The sequence below is a fragment of the Niastella sp. sgz303648 genome, assembly GCF_059587045.1.
Genome location: NZ_JCAPSW010000061.1, coordinates 1 through 1,133, shown reverse-complemented (window position 1 = coordinate 1,133; position 1,133 = coordinate 1). Strand labels below are relative to the sequence as shown.

The window sequence follows — 1,133 nt, the reverse complement described above, 5'->3', positions numbered from 1 at the left end:
GAACAATGTCAACAACCGGCAGAATTGCCGCAGCATTCGGGTACAAGGAATACTCAAAGGGATAAAGAACTACAACAAGCCAATCTTAAGATAGCCGGTTTGGAAACGCTTATCGAAATAGCCCAAAAGGAGATGGGAATTGATATCATAAAAAAGTTTGGTATCCGGCAGTCCTCCAAATGAAGCAATACTATCCAACTATTGGACTGGTAAAGCTTTGCGGGCTGTTTGGTAAAACCCGTCAGGCATTTTATGATCATCAGTGGCGTTATTCAGATGAAAGCATGCAGGAACTGCTTATAATTGAACTGGTAAAAAATACACGTGTGTTCTTACCACGCATTGGAGCCAGTAAGTTACTCGGAATGCTCAAAGAGCAGTTTAGATCACATCACATATCCATTGGCAGAGATCGGTTCTTCAGACTGCTTTCAGAGCATGATTTACTAATAAAACCAAAAAAGAAATACGTGCGTACAACCTGGTCAAATCATCATTATAAAAAATGGCCTAATCTAATTGAAAATCTTCAGGTAAATGCGCCAAATCAACTTTGGGTTAGTGACATTACCTATTTGCGTACAGATAACGGCTTTATTTACCTGTCACTTATTACAGATGCCTATTCCCGCAAAATTGTCGGATACCATTTAAGCCAGCATTTAAAGGCTCAGGGCTGTACTATTGCCCTCAATAAAGCTTTATCAGGCCTAAAAACAACACCACTACAATCCCTTATTCATCATTCTGATCGAGGCATTCAATACTGCTGTGATGTTTATGTTAACCTGTTGCAGGATAACAACATATGCATCAGTATGACACAATCCGGTAGTCCTTATGACAATGCCATTGCTGAAAGAGTAAATGGTATACTTAAAATCGAACTGGGGCTTGATAAGACATTCAGGAGCTATAGTGAAGCTATACCGGCTACTCATTATGCAGTAGATGTCTATAATCGACTCAGACCTCATTTGAGCTGTGGTAATCTTACTCCCAATCAGGCCCATATCGCCACGGGACCATTAAATAAACATTGGAAACCCAAAAAACGTAAACCTGTAAAGCCAGTTTAGGACAAAAACAAAAACTGTAAAGTTATATCCGTATTATTGTGAGCACTGTAAAGC

Annotated in this window: 2 protein-coding genes; both read left to right on the top strand. The window is 39.5% G+C overall.

The annotated features are described in order from the left end of the window. Nucleotides 1-183 (top strand): hypothetical protein (locus AC59IL_RS38915; protein ID WP_496557666.1); only part of this gene is annotated, 183 nt, incomplete at its 5' end. Further along, the gene (locus tag AC59IL_RS38910; protein WP_496557665.1) at nt 180-1,079 is read left to right on the top strand and encodes an IS3 family transposase; all 900 of its coding nucleotides are present in this window, start codon (nt 180-182) and stop codon (nt 1,077-1,079) included. The genes AC59IL_RS38915 and AC59IL_RS38910, both read left to right, overlap by 4 nt. The last annotated feature ends 54 nt before the right edge of the window (nt 1,080-1,133 follow it).